The organism is Streptomyces gottesmaniae (assembly GCF_031845845.1).
In the GTDB taxonomy this organism is placed as follows: Bacteria; Actinomycetota; Actinomycetes; order Streptomycetales; family Streptomycetaceae; genus Streptomyces; species Streptomyces akebiae.
Map to the genome: position 1 here is coordinate 1 of NZ_JAVRFJ010000072.1, position 14,435 is coordinate 14,435.

At 71.6% G+C, this 14,435-nt stretch carries 14 protein-coding genes; 9 read left to right on the forward strand and 5 right to left on the reverse strand.

Features of this window, described 5'->3' with window-relative positions; all coding sequences use genetic code 11:
* The first annotated feature begins 49 nt into the window (after positions 1 to 49).
* From RM704_RS43525 to RM704_RS43540, 4 genes are all read left to right on the forward strand, one after another.
* A complete protein-coding gene (locus RM704_RS43525; RefSeq protein ID WP_033524536.1) occupies positions 50 to 961 on the forward strand; it encodes an alpha/beta hydrolase in 912 nt (303 codons plus the stop codon).
* 142 nt (positions 962 to 1,103) lie between these two features.
* Positions 1,104 to 2,456 (forward strand): sensor histidine kinase, encoded by a 1,353-nt coding sequence (locus RM704_RS43530; RefSeq protein ID WP_033524537.1) that lies wholly within the window; start codon positions 1,104 to 1,106, stop codon positions 2,454 to 2,456.
* On the forward strand, positions 2,453 to 3,118 hold the full coding sequence (locus tag RM704_RS43535; RefSeq protein ID WP_033524538.1) for a response regulator: 666 nt from the start codon (positions 2,453 to 2,455) through the stop codon (positions 3,116 to 3,118). The genes RM704_RS43530 and RM704_RS43535 overlap by 4 nt, the downstream gene beginning before the upstream one ends.
* A gap of 200 nt (positions 3,119 to 3,318) precedes the next feature.
* Positions 3,319 to 4,536 carry a cytochrome P450 gene (locus tag RM704_RS43540; protein ID WP_033524539.1) on the forward strand — a complete coding sequence of 406 codons (1,218 nt, stop codon included), beginning with the start codon at positions 3,319 to 3,321 and terminating at the stop codon, positions 4,534 to 4,536.
* Positions 4,537 to 5,125: 589 nt separating this feature from the next.
* Here the strand turns inward: RM704_RS43540 and RM704_RS43545 are convergent.
* Both RM704_RS43545 and RM704_RS43550 read right to left on the reverse strand, forming a co-directional pair.
* On the reverse strand, positions 5,126 to 6,754 hold the full coding sequence (locus tag RM704_RS43545) for an ABC transporter permease (RefSeq protein ID WP_033524540.1): 1,629 nt from the start codon (positions 6,752 to 6,754) through the stop codon (positions 5,126 to 5,128).
* Positions 6,751 to 7,659 carry an ABC transporter ATP-binding protein gene (locus RM704_RS43550; RefSeq protein ID WP_033524541.1) on the reverse strand — a complete coding sequence of 303 codons (909 nt, stop codon included), beginning with the start codon at positions 7,657 to 7,659 and terminating at the stop codon, positions 6,751 to 6,753. Before RM704_RS43550 ends, RM704_RS43545 begins: the two co-directional genes overlap by 4 nt.
* 102 nt (positions 7,660 to 7,761) lie before the next feature.
* Here RM704_RS43550 and RM704_RS43555 point away from each other — a divergent pair, with 102 nt between their 5' ends.
* Positions 7,762 to 8,271: a GbsR/MarR family transcriptional regulator gene (locus RM704_RS43555; protein WP_033524542.1), complete on the forward strand. Its 510-nt coding sequence runs from the start codon at positions 7,762 to 7,764 to the stop codon at positions 8,269 to 8,271.
* A gap of 33 nt (positions 8,272 to 8,304) precedes the next feature.
* Here the strand turns inward: RM704_RS43555 and RM704_RS43560 are convergent, their stop codons facing one another.
* A complete protein-coding gene (locus tag RM704_RS43560) occupies positions 8,305 to 8,757 on the reverse strand; it encodes a hypothetical protein (protein ID WP_033524543.1) in 453 nt (150 codons plus the stop codon).
* A gap of 173 nt (positions 8,758 to 8,930) precedes the next feature.
* Between RM704_RS43560 and RM704_RS43565 the strand changes: the two genes are divergently transcribed.
* Together RM704_RS43565 and RM704_RS43570 are read left to right on the forward strand one after the other, a co-directional pair.
* Positions 8,931 to 9,425, forward strand: a complete 495-nt coding sequence (locus tag RM704_RS43565; protein WP_052145757.1) for a hypothetical protein — start codon at positions 8,931 to 8,933, stop codon at positions 9,423 to 9,425.
* Positions 9,426 to 9,492: 67 nt separating this feature from the next.
* A complete protein-coding gene (locus RM704_RS43570) occupies positions 9,493 to 10,353 on the forward strand; it encodes a hypothetical protein (RefSeq protein ID WP_157856631.1) in 861 nt (286 codons plus the stop codon).
* A 569-nt stretch (positions 10,354 to 10,922) separates the two neighbouring features.
* Here RM704_RS43570 and RM704_RS43575 read toward each other — a convergent pair.
* The gene (locus tag RM704_RS43575) at positions 10,923 to 11,564 is read right to left on the reverse strand and encodes a hypothetical protein (protein ID WP_311593411.1); all 642 of its coding nucleotides are present in this window, start codon (positions 11,562 to 11,564) and stop codon (positions 10,923 to 10,925) included.
* Between the two features lie 579 nt (positions 11,565 to 12,143).
* Here RM704_RS43575 and RM704_RS43580 point away from each other — a divergent pair.
* Entirely contained in the window at positions 12,144 to 12,719 is a 576-nt protein-coding gene (locus tag RM704_RS43580) for a hypothetical protein (protein ID WP_311593413.1), read from the forward strand.
* Positions 12,716 to 13,087: a peptidase inhibitor family I36 protein gene (locus RM704_RS43585; protein WP_033524546.1), complete on the forward strand. Its 372-nt coding sequence runs from the start codon at positions 12,716 to 12,718 to the stop codon at positions 13,085 to 13,087. Before RM704_RS43580 ends, RM704_RS43585 begins: the two co-directional genes overlap by 4 nt.
* 49 nt (positions 13,088 to 13,136) lie before the next feature.
* On the opposite strand, the gene RM704_RS43590 is transcribed toward RM704_RS43585, so the two are convergent.
* Positions 13,137 to 14,282, reverse strand: coding sequence for a diacylglycerol kinase family protein (locus tag RM704_RS43590; protein WP_033524547.1), 1,146 nt, complete (start codon positions 14,280 to 14,282; stop codon positions 13,137 to 13,139).
* Positions 14,283 to 14,435: the final 153 nt, after the last annotated feature.

The following is a 14,435-nucleotide window of genomic DNA, read 5'->3' on the forward strand; positions in this document are numbered from 1 at the left end:
CGCCCACCCAAACCCTTCCAAATCCGTTTCACCCCCGAGAGGTTGGCGCATGCCGGACGACGACGCCGCAGCCCGCGATGCCGCCGAAGAGGCATCCGCCTTCTCGCACCCCCCCGTCACCCCCGACGCCGTCGCCACCTACGGCGACCACCCGGACCAGGTGATCGACTTCTACGCGCCCCGCACCGCCACCACCGAGTCCGGGGGCGCGGCCACAGCCACCGCCCCCCTCGTCGTGGTCCTGCACGGCGGCGCCTGGCGGGCCCCGTACGACCGCCGGCACATCACCCCCTTCGCGGACTTCCTCGCCCGCCACGGCTTCGCGGTGGCCAACGTCGAGTACAGAAGGGGCAGTTCACTCCCCGCCCAGACCGGCCCCACCGGCACCCCCGCGCCGGTCGCGGGCCGCTGGCCGGAGACGTTCGACGACATCGCCGCCGCCCTCGACGCCCTCCCGGACCTGGTGCGCGAGGCCCTGCCCCAGGCCGACTCCCGCCGCACGGTCCTCACCGGCCACTCCGCGGGCGGCCACCTCGCCCTGTGGGCCGCCGGCCGCCACGTACTGCCGCCCGACGCCCCCTGGCGCACCGACCGCCCCGCCCCCCTGCGCGGCGTGGTCGCCCTCGCCCCCATCGCCGACTTCACCGCGGCCGAGAAGCTCGACGTGTGCGGCGGCGCCACCACCCAACTCCTCGGTGGCCAGGACAAGTTCAGCGACCGCCGCCCCTACGTCGACCCGGCCCTCCTCCTCCCGACGGGCATCGCCACCACCCTCGTACAGGGCCGCTCCGACATCGTCGTCCCCCAGGCCGTCGCCGAGGCGTACGCCGACGCCGCGGCCAGGGCGGGCGAGGTCGTGGGCCTGACCCTGCTGGAGGACGTGGGCCACTTCCCCCTCATCGACCCGGCGGCGGACGCCTGCGCGGTGGTGGTGGAGGAGATCGCGCAACTGGCCTGGTGAACGACGCCCGGACCCGCCTCCACCCCCGCCGATACCCGGCCAGGCCGACCCGGACCCGTACCCGTAGTACCTGAGACGGACCCGGACGAACCCTCCTCACTGGTGACGACGGCGCACCCGCCCTCCGCCTACCGTTTTCCCCGTGACCGAGACGACCCAGACGCAGACGATGCCCCCGCGGGGCGGGGGCAGGCCGAGCAGCAGCCCGGAGTTCAGGGTGGCGATGGACGCGTGGCACCGGCTCCGACAGGACCTGTTCCACGACGCGTTCGCCTACCGATCGCTGCCGCCCATGAAGATGGACGGCCTGTTCACCAGCAGGATCTCCGGCCGCCCGCGGGAGTACGTGCGCTGGACCCCGCACGCGATGGTGGTGGCGGCCGGTCTGCTGTCGCTGACCATCTCGACATCCGCCAGCCAGGGCGGCGGTGAGGTCGCGATCATCCTGTCCGCCCTCCTGGCCCTGTGCCCGGTGCTGCTGACGCTGATCCGGCCCGTCGGAGCCTTCTGGGTGTCCATGGCCGCGACTGCCGTCACCGGGGCGTTCAGCGACTCGTGGAGCGACTGGCCCTGGGTGGCCGGTAGCTTCGCCTGCCATCTCGTGGTGCTGACGGTTGTGGCGCTGCGCACCCGGCCGCGCACGGCCGCGTGGATGTGGGCCCTGACCGCGGCGTACGGACTGCTCCTCGAAAGCACCATCGGCGGGGGGCACTACTCGTCGAACACAGGGCCGTTCCTGATCATCTCCGCGATGGCACTGCTGGCCGCTTCCGTCGTGAACATACGCCGGTCGGCCCAGCGGGAGGTGACCGCCCAGCAGACGGTGACCGAGCACGAGCGCTCCCGGCGCACCCTCCTGGAGGAGCGCACCACGATCGCCCGCGAGCTGCACGACGTGGTCGCCCACCACATGTCGGTGGTCGCCATCCAGGCCGAGGCCGCGCCCTACCGCGTGGAGAACCCGCCGCCGGAGCTGGAGCAGGCCTTCGCCACGATCCGGGAGAACGCGGTGGCCGCGCTCACCGAGCTGCGCCGCGTGCTCGGGGTGGTCCGAGCCGAGGACTACGAGGCCCCGGACGCCCCCCAGCCCACCCTCGCCGACCTCGACGGCCTGCTCGCCAACGTGCGGGAGGCCGGTCTCACGGTCGACAAGGCGGTCACCGGAGCCGTCCGTGAGCTTCCGCAGGGCGTGGAGCTGTCGGCGTACCGCATCGTGCAGGAGGCCCTCAGCAACACCCTGCGCCACGCGCCGGGAGCGTCGGCCCGTGTGGAGATCGGCTATGTCCTGGGCGGCCTCGGGCTGCGCGTGGTCAACGGTCCGTCCCCGGAGGTGACCCTGGTGAAGTCCACCCACGGCACGGGTCACGGCCTCACCGGCATGCGGGAGCGCGTCACCATGCTGAACGGCGAGATGACGACGGGCGAGACGGAGGACGGCGGTTACGAGGTGACGGTGTTCCTGCCGGTGGCCGGTGCGAGCGAGGCGGACGCATGACGATCCGTGTGCTGATCGCCGACGACCAGATGATGGTCCGCGAGGGCTTCTCCGTGCTGCTCGGCGCGATGCCGGACATCGAGGTGGTCGGCGAGGCGGTCAACGGCCGGGACGCGGTCGCCCGGGTCCGGGAGCTGTCGCCGGACGTCGTCCTGATGGACATCCGGATGCCCGAGCTGAACGGCATCGAGGCCACCCGCGAGATCGTGGCCTCGGACGGCGGGGCGAAGGTCCTGGTGCTGACGACGTTCGACCTGGACGAGTACGTGTACCAGGCGCTGCGCGCGGGGGCCTCCGGCTTCCTCCTCAAGGACGCCTCGGCCCGCCAACTCGCCGACGGGGTGCGGGTGGTGGCCGCCGGTGAGGCCCTTCTCGCGCCGTCCGTCACCAAGCGGCTGATCACGGAGTTCTCCAAGCTGGCCCAGTCGCCCCGTCCCTCGGCGGCCACCCAGCTGGCGTACGGCGAACTCACCGACCGCGAGACCGAGGTCCTGGTCCTGATCGCCCAGGGGCTGTCGAACTCGGAGATAGCGGAGCGCCTGGTGGTCGCCGAGTCCACGATCAAGACCCATGTGAGCCGGGTCCTGGTCAAGCTGGGCCTGCGCGACCGGACGCAGGCGGCGGTGTTCGCGTACGAGGCACGGCTGGTCACGCCCGGCTGACGGGGCTTCGGGCTCCGGGGCTGTGAGGCTGCGGGCCGCCGGGCCGCGGAGCCCCGGGAGTGGCTCTGCCGTGGGCTTCGGCGAGGGCTCCTGCGAGTGCTCTGGTGAGGGCTCCGGTGACGGCTCCGGCGAGGGCTTTGTCGAGGTCAGGCGCCGGTTCCCCCTGTTCATCCGGCCCGCTCACGGGTTAGCGTCCGGTCATGGCACCTGCTTCCGACCTCGCTTTCGACCCCTGGGACCCCGACTTCGTGGCCGACCCGTACCCGGCGTACGCGGAGCTGCGGGCCCGGGGCCGGGTGCAGTACTTCGAGCCCACGAACCAGTGGCTCGTCCCGCACCACGCGGACGTCTCGGCGTTGCTGCGGGACCGGCGGCTCGGGCGGACGTACCAGCACAGGTTCACGCACGAGGACTTCGGCCGCACCGCCCCGCCGGCGGAGCACGAGCCGTTCCACACCCTGAACGACCACGGGATGCTCGACCTGGAACCGCCGGACCACACCCGGATCCGGCGGCTGGTCTCGAAGGCGTTCACCCCGCGCACGGTGGAGCAGCTGCAGCCGTATGTGCGGGAGCTGGCCGGTGAGCTGGTGGCCAAACTGGTGGAGGCGGGTGGGGGCGACCTGCTGACGGATGTCGCCGAGCCGCTGCCGGTGGCGGTGATCGCCGAGATGCTGGGCATCCCCGAGTCGGACCGGGCGCAGCTGCGGCCCTGGTCGGCGGACATCTGCGGGATGTACGAGCTGAGCCCGTCACAGGAGACGGCGAAGCGGGCGGTGCGGGCGTCGGTGGAGTTCTCGGAGTATCTGCGGGAGCTGATCGCGCACCGCAGGGCGGAGCCGGGCGAGGACCTGATCTCGGGCCTGATCGCCGCGTACGACGAGGGTGACCGCCTCACCGAGCAGGAGATGATCTCGACCTGTGTGCTGCTGCTGAACGCGGGCCACGAGGCGACGGTGAACGCCACGGTGAACGGCTGGTGGGCGCTGTTCCGCAACCCGGAGCAGTTGGCGGCCCTGCGCGCGGACCACTCGCTGGTGCCGGCGGCGGTGGAGGAGCTGATGCGGTACGACACCCCGCTGCAGCTGTTCGAGCGCTGGGTGCTGGACGACATCGAGATCGACGGGACGACGGTCCCCCGGGGCGCGGAGATCGCGATGCTCTTCGGCTCGGCCAACCACGACCCGGCGGTGTTCGCCGACCCGGAGAAGCTGGACCTCACCCGGCGGGAGAACCCGCACATCTCGTTCAGCGCGGGTATCCACTACTGCATCGGCGCGCCGCTCGCCCGCATCGAACTGGCGGCCTCGATGACGGCGCTCCTGGAGACGGCCCCGACCCTCGCCCTCGCCACCGAGCCGACCCGCAAGCCGAACTTCGTGATCCGGGGGCTGGACGGGCTGGCCGTCGAGATCTGAGGACTACTCCCCACCGTCCGGCTGCGGCCCCGGCCCCGGGGTCGGTCCCGGTTCTGCTTCTGCACCCGGCTCCGACCCTGGCCGTGCGCCTGCCCCGGACACTCGGCCTGCAGCTTTCGCTGCCGCTGCCCCCGTCCCTGCCCCCGACCTCCGTCGCCGGGCCACCAGGAGCGCGATCGCCAGGCAGACGGCAGCGGGGAGGGCGGCGCCGGCCAGGGCGACGAAGGGGAGTTCGGTGGCGAGGACGGTGTAGTCCATGTCCTCGCCCTCGAAGCCGCCCCGCAGATGCCGCTGGGTCCGGTCCGAGGTCCCCCAGGCGAGGGTCGCGGCCACCGCGCCCACCGCCGACAACGCACACCCGCCACATCCAGAAGCGCTTTGCCGATCCACCCCGGCCCCTTCGCCCGATCCGGCCCCGGCTCCTGACTGCTCCGGTCGGCCCCTGCCCCGCCAGACGCGTCCCGCTCCACGACGGTTCTGCCCGTCGGAGACGACCACGGCGGCAACGGCACCCCGGCTCCCTCGCCGCCGCCGTCCGTCCGCCCCTGACACGCGGTCCTGAACCGCCCCTGCCGCCGTCCTCAGAGGCTCATGAGACGCTCATGTCCCGTCGCCGCAGCGCGACCAGACCCCCCGCGACCAGCACCACCGCGAGCCCGGGCAGTGTCAGTACCGGCGTCCAGTCCATCGCGCCGCCCGGCAGCTTCGGGAGGTGGCCGAAGGGGGAGAGGTCGAGGAGGGCTTGGGGGGCGTTGAGGGCGGGGCCGATCCAGCCGATGAGGAGGACGGCGCCGGCGAAGCCCCAGGCCGCCGTCGCCGCCCGGGGGGTGAGCCCGTGGAGCAGGACGGCGGCGCCGCCGATGACCCACACCCCGGCGACCTGGACGAGGCAGGCGCCCAGGATCGGACCGGCCTCCTTGCCGTAGCCGAGGGTGAAGCCGAGACCGGCGAGGAGCATGATCCAGACGGTTCCGCCGAAGGCGACGACCAGATGCCCGGTGGCCCAGCCGAGCCGGCTCACCCGGTTCGCGAGGAGTGGTTCGGCGCGCCCGGAGGTCTCCTCGCCGTGCAGACGGAGCACCGCGCCGACGTTGTACAGCGCGGCGATCAGACCGAGCATGCCGATCATCGACGCGAGGAAGGCGTTGGTCAGGCCGGACTGCCCGCCCATGCGTTCGAAGATCTCGCGGGCGGCCTCGTTGTCGCCGACGAATTCGGCCGTGCCCTCGGTCAGCCCGCCGTAGACGACTCCGGCAAGGAAGAACCCGATGCTCCAGCCGAGGACACTGCCGCGCTGGAGCCGCCAGGCGAGCGCACCGGCCGTACCCAGCCGGCCGTGCGCCGGACCCGGGCGGGTCGGCAGGAAGCTCATGCCGACGTCGCGGCGCCCGGCGAGCGCGTACGCCACCGCGCCCTGGATGGCTGCCGCCGCGATGAACAGCAGCAGCACCCACCACCGCTCGTCCGCGAACGAACGCTCGTTTTCCAGCCACCCCAGCGGCGACACCCACGTCAAGAAAGACGAACCATCGTTCTCGGACGCGTCGCCCGCCGCCCGCAGCACGAACGCCGCCCCCAGCACGCCCGCCGTCAGCCCCCGAGCCAGCCGCGCGCTCTCCGTCACCTGCGCGGCGACCGCCGCCATGGTCGCGAAGACCATCCCGACGCCCGCGATCCCCAGCCCGAAGGCCAGTGCCCCCGCCGCGCCCTGCCCGGCCAGCCCGAGCGTGACGAGCAGCGCGAGCCCGCCGTTGGCGACGGCCGCCGCGAGCAGGGCGGCGGTCAGCGAGGCCCGGCGCCCGACCATGCCCGACGCGATCAGCTCCTGGCGCCCGCTCTCCTCCTCGTCGCGGGTGTGGCGGATGACGACGAGGAGGCTCATGACGGCGGCGAGGAGCCCGGCGTAGACGCCGACGCGCCAGGCGGTCAGGGCGCCGAGGGAGTCGTCGAAGATCGGTCCCACCAGGGCGCGCAGCGAGGAGTTGGTGGTCAACTGCCCCATGAGGTCGGCGCGTTCGGCGGCGGTGCCGTACAGGGCCCGGAGGCTGTTCGGCATGGAGAGGACCATCAGCCCCGTCACCGCGACCCAGACCGGCATCATCACGCGGTCGCGGCGCAGGGCGAACCGCAACAGGGCTCCGGTTCCGGCCAGTTGACGGCTGCCGCCGGAGCGTACGGGGAGCGGCTCGGCGAGGGCCCTGCCGACGGTCGTGGTCATCGCGCGGCCACCTCTTCCGCCTGGTAGTGCCGCAGGAACAGCTCTTCCAGCGTCGGCGGCGTCGAGGTCAGGGACCGTACGCCGGACCCGGTCAGCGAGCGCAGGACGGCGTTGAGTTCGGCGGTGTCGACCTGGAGATGGACGCGGTTGCCCTGGACGTCGAGGTCGTGGACGCCGGGGAGGTGGGCCAGGCCGTCGGGAGGGTCCGCCAGTTCGGCGGTGACGGTGGTCCGGGTCAGATGGCGCAGGTCGGCGAGGGAGCCGCTCTCGACGGTGACGCCCTTGCGGATGATGCTCACCCGGTCGCACAACTCCTCGACCTCGCTGAGGATGTGCGACGACAGCAGGACCGTACGGCCCCGGTCGCGCTCCTCCCGTACGCAGCGTTGGAAGACCTCCTCCATCAGGGGGTCCAGGCCGGAGGTCGGCTCGTCCAGGATGAGCAGGTCGACGTCGGAGGCGAAGGCGGCGACGAGGGCGACTTTCTGGCGGTTGCCCTTGGAGTACGTGCGCCCCTTCTTCGTGGGGTCGAGTTCGAACCGTTCGACGAGCTCGGCCCGGCGCCGGGCGTCCAGTCCGCCCCGGAGTCGTCCGTAGAGGTCGATGACCTCGCCGCCGGACAGGTTGCGCCAGAGGGTCACGTCACCCGGCACGTACGCGATCCGGCGGTGCACCTCCACCGCGTCCGCCCACGGGTCGCGGCCCAGCACGCGCGCGGTGCCCGAGTCGGCGCGCAGCAGACCGAGCAGGACGCGGATGGCGGTGGACTTTCCGGCGCCGTTGGGGCCGAGGAAGCCGTGGACCTCGCCGGTCGCGACGCTCAGGTCGAGGCCGGCCAGAGCGTGGGTGCGCCCGAAGGACTTGTGGAGTCCGGTGACCTCTAGGGCGGGGTTGGCCTTCGTCATGCTTCAGAACGTACGCTTACTTCAGAAATTTGTGAAGTTAAGGAAATGCATGAATCGCCGGTAGGCTGGGAGCAGTGTCCGACCAGGGGAGATGATCCAGGGATGGTGGAGTCGAAGGCCGAGGTGGAGCTGCCGGAACGGGACCCGGAGTCGGTCTCCCGCTTCGTCGAACACTTCGCGGCGCAGCTCGTCGAGGCCGGGATGCCGCGCATGCCGGCCCGGGTCTTCGCCGCGCTCCTGGCCTCCGACACCGGTGCGCTGACCTCGGTCGAACTGGGCGAACAGCTGCGGATCAGCCCCGCCGCCGTCTCCGGCGCGGTCCGCTATCTCGCCCAGGTGCACCTGGTCTCCCGCGAACGCGAACCCGGTTCGCGCCGTGAGCGCTACCGCGTCCACAGCGACCAGTGGTACGAGGCCCTCACCAACCGCGAGGCCATCATCAAGCGGTGGGAGGAGGCGCTGCGCGAGGGTGTCGCCAGCCTGGGCGCCGACAGCCCGGCGGGCCGCCGGCTCTCCGAGACCCTCGCCTTCTTCGAGTTCATCGAGACCGAGGTCGAGGCGATGATGGGCCGCTGGCGCACCCACCGCGACGAACGGTTCGGCCGGGACTGACCGGCGGCCCGTTCCGTCGCTGGCTGCTGGGGCCTAGGTGTCCGTCCGCTCCGTACGGCTCGCCAGGCGTTCGTAGCGTTGCCGTGCCGCCTGGGGAGTCTGGAGCCCCAAGCCGAAGGCGATCTCGGGCCAGGTCATGCCCCTGCCCCGGGCCATCTCCAGTAGTCCGACCTCCAGTTCGTCCATCTCGCCACGGGCGAGGGGGATGAGGGTGAGGGCGGCGGTGATGTCCGCGCGGTCGACCTCCTCCTCCCCGTCGTCGAGGAGCGCGGCGCCGCTGAGCAGGAACGCCACCAGCCGGATCGCCTCGTGGGGCCCGAGCACCTGCGGATGGGTCTGGCGCCGGCGCTGCCCGTCCGTGGCCGCGTGTCGCTCCGCGATACGGAACAGGGACGCGTGAGCCCGCTGCGCCCGTGCTTCGTCGGCGCTCGGCGGCGTGAAGGGGTCGGTGGTGTCGGCGGGTTGGGGTGTGTTCGACGACGTCATACGGCCAGCGTCGAGGGCAAACAACTTGTTGTCAACGTTTTATTGTCCAGTGCGGCCCCCGGTCCCGGTCCCGGTCCCGCTCCAGCCCCTCGGAAATAAAACACATGCGCGAAAGTCGGAGAGTTGATCTGATGGCTGGCGCGACCAACAAGGCTCAACCACGGGGGAATTACATGCGTACACGTACGGTGGCGGTTTCCGCTGCCCTGGCCGGTCTGCTCACGCTCGGCGCGATCGTCCCGGCGCACGCCGACGAGGGCGACTCGGCGGAGTCCGCCCACACCTACAGCCACGAGACCACCCGCACGGCCGCCGCGGGCGTGGGCGCCTTCCAGACGGGCGGCGACAACGTCCACTTCTCACACACGGTGCCCGGGGCGGTCAACGCGCACGGCTGGTGGAAGCGGATCAGCGGCCCGGCGACCAAGGCCAAGGTCACCGTGGACATCCAGGTGAAGTCCGGAACCGGCTGGCGCACGCTGAACACGGGCACCAAGACGGTGTACTCCGGCGGCGGCAGCGCCAAGCGGGCGTCGGCCGCCTGGAAGTGCACGAACCTGATCCAGCGGAACTCCTTCCGCAGCGTCGTCGACGTCGATCTGGTCGGCTACCCGGACGACTCCAACAAGAAGATCACCGCCACACAGTCGCTGTACTGTGGCACGTGATGAAGAGCTGACAGCGGCGCCGGAGGAGGAATCCCCCGGCGCCGCGCGTTTTCCGGGAGCGCTCGTGATGTCCCCGACCGAGATCCCGCCGACCGTCATCATCGGTCTGCATGGCATCCTCCAGCGGCACCCATGGCTAAACCGCGTGGTGGAGCGGGATCCCGAGAGTTCCGTCGAGGAGGACGTCCTCGGTCTCGCCATCGACCGGGCGGGTGCCTACGGCTGGCAGACCGTGAGCACCTGGCTGAGCGAGAACGGCCAGGTCACGGCCCACCATGAACCCACCGCGTGGGCCCAGGAGGAGGTCGGCGGCGACTGGACCGACGACGGACGGGTCCACCAACTGGCCTGGGCGCAGGCCGGAGTTCTCAGCGACTCCGTGCTTCCGGGGCTCCCGGTCCGGCCGATCGCCCTGGTGCTGTCCGAGACGCTGGCCCGGGTGGGCGAGGTGACGTTCACCGGCCTGCACGCCTTGTTGCCGCTGCGGGCCGGCGACCGGAACACGGCTTTCCATCAGACCGAATTGGCACCGTGGTTCGGCCTGGCCGATCCGGACGCCCGGCACGAGGTGGTGGTGACCGTCTCCGGCCTCCCCACCGCGTGCGCTTTGGACGAGGACGACGTCATGTCCGTGTGCGACGCGGTGCGGGACATGGCGCAGGACTCCGTGACGGATTTCTCCTCGTCCGCGGCGGAGGTCGGCCTGCCGCCCGGACTGGAACTGGATCTCGATCGTGTCCTGCACACCCAGGGGATGCGTGAGGTGGCCCGGTTCGGTTGCCGTACCCGTGAATGGTCACCGGACGTCGCCGTGTGGCTGCTGGAGATGGTCGCCGACGGGCTGCGCGGGGCAGGGCTGTCGACCCAGCTCGTGATCACGGTTTCCCTGGCGGCAGCCTCCCCGGCACCCTCGTCCGCGACGGCGTAGCTCCGGATCGGGCTCAGTCCGAGCTGTTCCGTCGCGCCGCTCCCGCAGCCTTCCTGGCCGCGCGGTGTCGCTTGGCCAGCCGCATCGAGTGCAGGCACGAGACACCGTCCCTCCGGCACGCGTCCACGCAGGCCACCGCATGGTCCAGCCAGTCGCTGAACGTGGCCAGGACTGGGTCGGCGGGCGGGGCGGAGCCCCCTTCTCGTCTCGTCGTTTCGTCGGTCATGCCGTACGTCCCTCCCCCAGGTACGCCGTGACATACGCCCGCACGAGGCCTCCCTCGTCTTCATCACCCACGTGTGGACCACCCATGAGTACGGCTCGCACGGGCACCGCTCTCATCGGCCGCCTCTCCCAGCAGGATTCGCGCACCGTGCCCGCCTCATCCGCGACAGCAAGAATCCCCACGGCCCCTCCTTCACATGTCGCCCACCGGATGGCGCGGCCGCGCTGACTAACATGGAAAGGTCATCCCGCAGGGATACCCATGCCGGAACCCCGGCTCGATTACGGCGAGCCGGGGCTTCCGATACTGGGTATTCCGGGGTGGGCGCTTGCGCTCTCGGTTATCACCAGTGGCCGTTTCCGACGACGCGGAAGCTGCCGATGAGGAGCTGTCCCTCCCGGTCCCCTTCGACCGCGCTGCTGGAACTGTGCGGTCCGACCGTGGCGACGGGAGCGCCGTTGTCGCAGGTGATCCCGTTGAAGAATTCGACGGTCTTGTCGCTGTCGTTCCGGATGTTGAAGCTGTCGGCGCCCTCCCGGTCCCGGTCCCGGTCCCGGTTCTGACCCTGATTCTGGGTCTGGGTCAGGGTCTCGGTCGGGTTCGGGTTCGGGTTGTGGTGCTGCCCGTGGCGCACGTTGACCACGGCGATGCAGGACCCCGGCTCGGCGCCGTACACGCGCTCGTTGACCTGAATCTGACCCTCGTTTCGGCGGTTCTCGCCACGACCCGCGCCGCGGCCCTCGTTGCCCTTCCGAGGCCCGTTGTAGTTGTCCGACGAACCCGCGTCGGCCGGGGCGTTGGCGGCGTTCGAGCCGGCGTTGGTGCCCGTGCCGTTGCCGCCGCGGGGTGCCGGGGCGGCGTCGGTGATGGCCGAAGCGGACTTGGGGGCCGACTCCAGGGCGGAGCTGGCGTAGGTGACACCGGTGGCGGCCGCGACTGCCACGCCGACGGAGGCGGCGATCACTGTGATCTTACGAGTGCGCAATGCACTTCCCCTTCTCTTCGTTCTCGTCGACAGGACCTGCCGACGAGAACGAACGTAATGACGGCCATTTCCGCTGTCATGTCGAGGAGGGGTGGGGTGGGGTCGGAAAAGGGGCCGAATGGTCGCATGGATCGTCGCTCCGGAGAGTGACGGTCGGCGGGTCTGACACACCATCAAAATATGGCAATGAGCTGGTATTTCGAATTCGGGCCGGCTCTACACCGATACGTGCTGACGTGCCGTCACTCTGTTGGCGGCTGCGAGGTATGACTCGCTCGCTGTTTCCGTGCTGTTCCCGCGCTGATTGCGCGTCAGGTGGTATCCGCGGGGCCTGGACTGACGCGCGCTCACATTCTTTTCCGATAAGCGATCGGGACGGCGTGTCGCGCACTCGTCCCCGCCTCCCGGCGCATAAAGTGATTCGCCCTCCGGTGAGAGTCGCGACGTCGGCAACACGCGCCCCCCGTGCGCTCACCTGCAGGGGTGGAAACGGGCATATCGGTGTGCGCGGTGGGCAGGTCGCCGTGTCAGCTGTGGCTGGCCCCTGTCGACCGACGACCGCCCCGGGAACCCCGTCCCATGCGCCGACCCGCCCTCACCGCCACGCCCTTCGCGGCGCTTCTCGTCTGCGGACTGCTCCTCACCGCCGGTACCGCCTGTTCGGCGGCTCCGCCGACCACCCCGGCGCCGGCCCCGCCCCGGCTCTCCCCGGACGACGTCATCAAGGCCGCCACCCGGCGGCTGACCGACGACTGCCTGACCCGGCGCGGGTTCACGCCCCCACGCCCGGGGCAGAGCGGACCCCCGGGCGTCCAGCGGACGCGCGTCGCCGAGGCCATGTTCGGCGCGGGGCGTACGGAGCTGTCGTTGCGGCTGCCCACCGGTCACGTCGTCCGCGCCCACACCGACGGCTGTCTGGCCGAGGCCCAGCGGCGGCTCTACGGCGACCAGCGCCGCTGGTTCCGTACGTCGACCCTCGTCAACAACCTCGCTCCCGAGGCCGCCCACACCGACCGCACCCTCGCCGAGGTCCGCGCGGACCGCCGTACGGAACTCGCCGAATGGCGGCGGCTACGGGTGCGCGCCCTCACCGAAGCCACCTCTCTGATCGGCAGTACCAACCCCCCACCCCCGAAGGGAAACTCAGCACAGTGAAGCGCTTCACCGCCCTGTTCTCCGCCCTGCTCTTCTCCGCCGGACTGGTCCTCACGTCATCGGCTCCCGCTCAGGCCGCCGCCTGCGGGACCGGCAACTTCTGCGTCTGGACGGACGCCAACTTCGGCGGCATGAAGGTCGAGTGGCCCGGCGACGACCACTGGTGGGAGAGCAACATCGCCGACGAGGACTCCTCCTGGGCCAACCACGGCATCTCCGGCCCCGGCGTCAAGGACCACGTCAAGGTGTACTCCCGCGGCCAGCTCGGCGGTCACGTGACCATCTGCCTCACCCCAGGTCAGGAGGTCGGCTACAACGGCGCCGCCAACGACAACGGCGACTCCCACACCTGGGCGATGAGCTGCTGACCCGGTGAGCAGGGGCGCCCGGCACCCACCGGGCGCCCCCTCCGGACCCTCACCCCGGCAGCGTCAGCCCCCACGCCGCCTCCCGGACCGTCCACGTCCGCGTCCGTACCGGGCCCGCCACCAGGGAATCCGCCCCGTAGCGGAAGTCAGCGCCGGACACGGTCACCCGATGGCCGGTCGCGTGCAGCGGGGCCGCCTCGGCGCCCACCGACACCGGCCGGATCTCGACGTCGGCGCCGCCATGGACGTGGGGCGTGATGGACACGACCTCCACGGGTTGGTCCAGGTCCACGAGGATCACCCCGTCCACCTCCACCCGCAGCCGCGAGGGCCCGGCCCCGCCCCCGGCGGCGACCCGTATGCGCGAGGGCCGCAGCGGACGGGACATCCGGGCGGGTATCGCCGATCGCGTCGACAACGTACGTGCGAGGGACTGCGGCCAGGCGCGCAGCCAGGAATGATGGCCGGACGACGACGGCGACGCACACCCGTCGGCCGACGCGTCCCCGGGCTCCGGCCCCCGGGCCGACCCCGTGCCGCTGCCCGCCCGCGGGCCCGTCCGCGCATCCGACCCCGACCCCGAGCCCGAGCCCGACCCCGAGCCCGCCTCCGAGCCCGTCCCCGAGCCTGCCCTCGGGTTCGTGCCCCTGTCGGATCCGGGGGCCGCGCCTCTGCCGGGTCCCGATGCCGCGCCCCTGCCGGGCCCCGGCGCGGGACCCGCTATCGTCCCGCCCGCCTCCGACGGGTCCCGGGGCGGCACGCCCGGCAGGGCCGGGATGCGCAGGGCGCCCAGGACCACGCCGTCGCTGTCGTCGACGAGCAGATCCAGCCGATGTTCGACACCGTCGAGGACGGCGCGGGCCGCCGCCACCGCGCCGGTGGGCACGCCCAGGGAGCGGGCGAGACCCAGGGCGGAGCCCACGGGCACCAGGGAGAGGGCGCACCCCGCCAGCTCCCGCCGGCGGTGCAGAAGAGCCACCGCCCGCAGCAGCGCGCGGTCGTCACCGACCACCACCGGGCGCCGGGAACCGCGCCGTGAGAGAGCCCGCGCGAATTCCTCGGGCCCTTCCGGAAGGCACACCTTCGTACTCGCCGCACCCGCGCTGAGCACGTCTTTCGCGATCCGTACGGCCTCGCCGTCCGTGCGACGGGCCAGGGGATCGATCACCACGAGGAGCTGGTCGTCAGTCGCCACCTCGGTCCTGCCTCGCTTCCTCGGGTAGCATCTTTGTGCAAGAGCCCCTTGCGCTATTGCGCCAGGGGCTTCGTCTATTCCGGGGCATCCGGGTCCACAGTGTGCGGCCAACGACGGTCGCGGCGCACGCGACGGTAATGAGCCATCGCGTAC